The following is a 5724-nucleotide window of genomic DNA, read 5'->3' on the forward strand; positions in this document are numbered from 1 at the left end:
TACCCATAAATTATAAAGGAGTTGGTTTACGACTATTTAAGTTTTTGCTAGGTAATAAAACTTTTCTCTTTTCATTAAATTTAGCCTTCATTTTAGTTTTTTAAATTTTCCTCCCCTTGGGTATTAGGTAGATTATTTATTCAATGGCCCGAAATGATTTTTTTAATCCGGTGACCTTCCAATTCTTTCGAACTACTAGGTCTCCTTTGTAGTGGCACCACATCTTATTTTCCATTTGAAATGTCAATTGCCCGCAAACAATCATTTCGGCAGTATGGCTTTAAAAAAGAGAAAAAACTAGTACAAACTAAGCAACTACCGGATAGTATAATTGCCAGGATTTTAAAAACAGGCTCCATAAAAAGCTATCTTAGCTGACCCTTATCCGAGGACCCCTTAATAAACTTAAGTCATTTTATGACTTTCCTGATTCATCAGCCTGAAAATAGCACCTCAAATCCTATGTTCTTGCAGACTTTACAATCCTGACTTTTACAGATTTGCTAATAGGGGTATGGCTCCTGTCTGCATAATGATTATAAGGAACTACTACATTTGTTTCAGGGTAATAGGCACCCAGATTTCCCACAGGAATTTTATAGGGAATCACACGGAATTTATAAGCTGTTCGCTTTATGCCATCATATTCGCTGCTAATATCCACAACGTCCAACCTGCTTAGTTCATGCTTCTCCATATCCTTAGGGTTCATAAACAACACCCGTCTTTCATTGTATATGCCCCTATATCGGTCATCCAACCCATAAATAGTGGTATTAAACTGATCATGAGAACGAAGGGTCATCAATAGAAATTCATCTTCCTCCAGTTGATGGACCGGCAATTTATTCAGGGTGATCTGCGCTTTCCCATTCGGTAGTTTGCTGAAATCCAATTCCCGTACATTATTGGGTAGGTAGTAACCTGCACCCTTTGAACGCTCACTCGTTTTGCTAAAACCCTTCACTACCTTATCAATGCTCTTGCGTATCAATTCGTAATCACTCCCCATAGCTTTCCAGTTCATAGGATGTTGTCCCTTAAAATGGTGGTCGGCCAATTCCCCAATAATTTCAGGTTCACTTTTTATGGCGTCTGAAATAGGTTTTAACAGCCCACGAGATTGCCTTACTCTTCCCATACTGTTTTCAACCGTAAGATAGCGCTGTTTCCCATTTTTCATATCCTTTTCAGAACGGCCAAAGGTGGGTAAAATCAGTGCCGTCTTTCCTGTCACTAAATGGGTTCGGTTCAGCTTTGTAGATATTTGTACCGTTAGGGTACAATTTTGTATGGCATCCGCTGTATAATCGGTATCAGCAGCTGCCATTAAGAAATTCCCCCCCAAACACATGAAAAACTTCGCTTCACCTTCATGCATAGCACGAATAGCTCCTACCACATCCAAACCTTCTTTTACCGGTGGTTTAAAACCCAGGTGTTTTTCTATTCTTTCATTGAATGGTTCATCCACATAATGCATAATCCCCACACTTCTATCCCCTTGCACATTACTATGTCCCCTTACAGGGCAAGTTCCAGCTCCCGCTTTACCAATGGCCCCTTTGAGCAACAACAGGTTGACAAATTCCCTGATGTTTTCCACACCATTTTTGTGCTGAGTTAAACCCATAGCCCAGCAAACCACTATTTTGGAACTATTGGCTAATAACTGAACCGTTTGGTCGATTTTCTTCTCGCTAATACCGCATAGTTGAAGCAGTTCCTTTTCGTCATGCTTCTGAATATCCTCCATGAGGGCTTTGTAACCGTCGGTATATTTTGCTATAAACTCATGGTCAAATACCCCTCCGCTTTTCTTGTCAAGGGTGGCGAGTTTTTTAATCAGGAGTTTGACAACTGCCATATCCTGATTTATCCTGACTGGCAAATGTATATCGGTTAAGTCCTCACCCTTGCCTAAAATTCCTTTGATACGGTGAGGGTTTTTAAAATTTACAAGTCCTGCTTCTTCCAATGGATTGATGCTAATTACCTTTCCTCCGTTTTTCTTGCATTTTTCAAGGGCTGCAAGCATACGTGGGTGATTGGTGCCGGGGTTTTGTCCTGCAACTATTACGACTTCCGCCTCATGAATATCCTCCAGTTTGGCCGAACCTTTACCAATACCCAAAGTATCTTTTAGGGCTACCCCACTGGATTCATGGCACATATTGGAACAGTCGGGCATATTATTGGTACCAATGGCCCGAGCAAACATTCCATACAAGAAAGCGGCTTCGTTGCTGGAGCGACCGGAAGTATAAAAAATAGCCTCATCGGGCGAATCTAATTTTTGTAAAACTTCAGAGATCATCTGGTAGGCCTCTTCCCATTTAACAGGTTCATAATGAATACTTCCTTCCCTAAGCACTAAGGGCTCCGTGATTCTCCCAAATTGATTGAGCTGGTAATCGGAAAGCTGCAATAGCTGTTCTACGGAGTATTGCTTAAAAAATTCCCTTCCGATATGATTGGTTGTAGCCTCATCCGCAAGGGCTTTCGCTCCATTTTCACAATATTCAGCAATTTTGGAAGGTTTATCCGGAGCTGGCCAGGCACAACTAGGGCAATCAAAACCTTCTTTTTGATTCATTTCCAATAAAGCCCGCATAGATCTTAGGACCCCCATTTCCTTGAAGCTGTGCTGCAAAGCCACTTTTACCCCTAGCATTCCCGCAGCATGGCGAACGGGTTCTTTTACTTTGATATCCAAAAAGTCTTCAGGTCCCCTTGCGGAGACCTTTCTGCGAAAGTCTTCTTTCATGATGCACAATTAAGATTATTGTAAGGAAGCTTTAAAAATTAAAGCTTTCACTTAAGGCATAAATGAGTTTGTTTTCCTTTATTTTTTGTTGTTGCCTGGAAAACAGGTTTGGTGCTTTTCTTTAAATTTAGCCTTCATTTTTTTCTTGATAAAAAAACGATGCAAAAAAATCAAGAATCAAAAATGCTTCTCCCCACATGACCACCCACAGCCCGCTTTAGATTCAACCACCCCTCCTTTGTGGTAAAAGCCCATAAACCAAGATGGTCATGGATAGATTTTTCAATAAAGGATTTCCAAACTTCTTAATGCCTGTAACTTTTATAATTTGATAATTCACCAAAAGTTCAATCTACACAAAATTTATTTAAAGGCTTAGAAAATGATTTCACCTCCCCGGTCCATTACTCTTATGGATTAAACAAGTATCCCAATAAGGTATTACAAATGCCTTAAAGTATTTATGGGCATGTTGATTTAAAGACTGACCTCAAAGAAGAGGTTTGCCCCAAAAAGATATCTCTTGGCAATTATTAATTGTTCATCCCAGGACGAAAGTTAAACCCAGAATTCCAAATCCAATCCATTTAATCTAATTAAAGCCCCAACCTCATGAAAAATAAATATTTTAGGCAGTGATATTGCCAAATAGATCTCTGGAGGCTGAAAGTAAGAATTCATCTTGATATTGACCTGCAGCTATTGATAAACCAACAGGAATTTTATTTACTGAGGTGATAGGAATGGAAATTTCTGGCAATCGGCCAATTCCAGCAAAAGAAGTAATCGCCATTGTCCTATCATAAAAATCTAGAACAGTTTCATGATTGTTTAATGCGCCCTTACGAGGTGCAACTGTAGGGGTTGTTGGGAATAGGAAAAGGTCACTGTCATTTATAAAGTTCTTAATTTTTGAATAAAACTTTTCACATAAGAAGAGTGCTTCATTTAGGTCAGTCCGATCAAAATTCTTTACATTATTATAGGAAGCAGTGAAACCGGGACCCAATTCAGGATTAACTGTTTCAATCCACCCCCCAACTGTGTTGGAAAATTCGGCAGTTTGCAATACTCTTAGGGCTTTTGAGTTACATATGTTTAAATCAATGTGATCTCCAACTATTTCACTTAACTTAATAGGAATAAGTGAGATGCCTTCCCTGTCATTCAAGTGTAATATACTACTTTCTATAGCTTTTCTAACCGAGGCATCAGCGATTAAAAAAGCATCATTTAATAAATAAATATTTTTTATACTTCTTTTTTCCTTGTTCTCACTTCGAAGAAGAACTCTCATCACTTTTTCAAGGGTATAAATATTATTGGAAAAGGCTCCAACTGTACTTACACTTGGCATAAATGGTAAAACCCCTGCTTCAGAAATTCTATGCAAAGAAGGTCGCATTCCCCATATACCACAAAGGCTAGCTGGTACTCTAATAGATCCGGCCGAATCTGTCCCAATTGAAAAATCGACTAAACCACAGGCTACAGCTGAAGCTGAACCACTAGATGACCCTCCAGGTACATGATCTGGAGCTTTGGGATTTAGTGGAGTACCAAAGAAATAACTCTCTCCTTCAAGGCTATATGTAAATTCATCAGCTATTGTCTTGCCTATACATTTCGCTCCACAATTTAAGATTTGGTCTATACACAGGGCATTGTAAACCGCTTTTGCATGCATATCTTTCCAAGGTTTACTTCCGTAGGAAGTCTTATAACCCTTTATATCAATATTATCCTTTACAGCAAAGCTGAGACCATCCAGGGTTCCATTTTTATATGGCTCAATTAGAAAATGTTCTACAAAAGCATTTGATGTTTTAATGGTGAAGTTGTTATTCATGTTTTGAATCTAAAATATTGAATTATTAATACAGGTTATAAAAGCAATTATTGAATTTCTAATTCAATAAAACGTTCTCTGAATGTTATGTAACAATCCGATATACCACCTATGGCATTTATTTGTAACCCATCTTATTAGTTTAATCTAGGTAAGATCAAAGGGGGCATTACATTTTTTGGAATTATCAACACATACGAATAAAATTTAATTATTACATTACTACTGTTTCTAATTAAATTACAAATAACCATAGCCTATTCACTACCTTTGCCACTATTTCATACCCAACCATTCAAAAAATAGCACATCGCTAGGCATTTATAATGAGAAAAAAACCTCTCCCAATTAAGAAAGTCTACAAATAATCTAAAGTCACCTTTCTGAATGAGTTTTAGCCATTCCCAATGGGGGATGTAAGGGTTTTCTGCTCTTCCAGCACTATCTGAATCTCTTCCATTAGTATATGCTTGTTCTTTTTTGGTAAGGTTTTAAGTCTACAGATTTCGGAATCCAGGTTGACACTCATCCTTTGAATATCATTTTTTTACTTACTTCGGTGATGATCCCTACTCCCAGTTCAGGCTCACCCTCACCGGTCCATTTTAAATCAAGAAAAAAGCTTCCCATATAGCGTTTCACTATGGACTAGTTATGAGCCATCCTGAAATTCAGAAGACCGGATGGTAATTTAAAAAATCAGATTAAAAGCGGCTATTATATAAGATTTAGTAATGAAAATAACTTATTCTTCCCATAATTTTAGAAATACCCGAAGGCCCACTCGAAATCACTCCTCATTAGGTCTACTATTTAAACTTGAATTTTCCTTCCCTCACTAAGAGTCTAGAGTTTTACCTTAGATAAGAGACAAACTACCTATCCACAAAATATAAGTTACTAACAATAAGAAAGTTAAAACTTCCCCATAACCAAACACTATTTACCTATAATAAAAATCTATTTGAATTATAATTAATATTACTACACCTTTACAAAGCAAATAAGGGAAGGGAAGCACCATTTTTGATGATTAAATGGAAAAGGTTTTTTTGAAGTAATTCATTTTTAGTCTTTCCTGGTGTGTACCAAATAAGCTTCCACACTC

2 protein-coding genes are annotated in these 5724 nt (G+C 37.7%); both read right to left on the reverse strand.

Annotated elements, in window-relative coordinates:
- Nucleotides 1-460: 460 nt before the first annotated feature.
- Nucleotides 461-2767: an FdhF/YdeP family oxidoreductase gene (locus tag E1171_RS08740; protein ID WP_155205626.1), complete on the reverse strand. Its 2307-nt coding sequence runs from the start codon at nt 2765-2767 to the stop codon at nt 461-463.
- 628 nt (nt 2768-3395) lie between these two features.
- A complete protein-coding gene (locus tag E1171_RS08745; RefSeq protein WP_155205627.1) occupies nt 3396-4616 on the reverse strand; it encodes an amidase family protein in 1221 nt (406 codons plus the stop codon).
- Nucleotides 4617-5724 lie beyond the last annotated feature (1108 nt).

Origin of the sequence: Xanthovirga aplysinae (genome assembly GCF_009711365.1) — a bacterium.
GTDB lineage: Bacteria > Bacteroidota > Bacteroidia > Cytophagales > Cyclobacteriaceae > Xanthovirga > Xanthovirga aplysinae.

Bases quoted from the DNA above. Each gene is read 5' to 3' on its own strand.
- E1171_RS08740 (WP_155205626.1), bottom strand. From the start codon at position 2,767: ATGAAAGAAGACTTTCGCAGAAAGGTCTCCGCAAGGGGACCTGAAGAC.
- E1171_RS08745 (WP_155205627.1), bottom strand. From the start codon at position 4,616: ATGAATAACAACTTCACCATTAAAACATCAAATGCTTTTGTAGAACAT.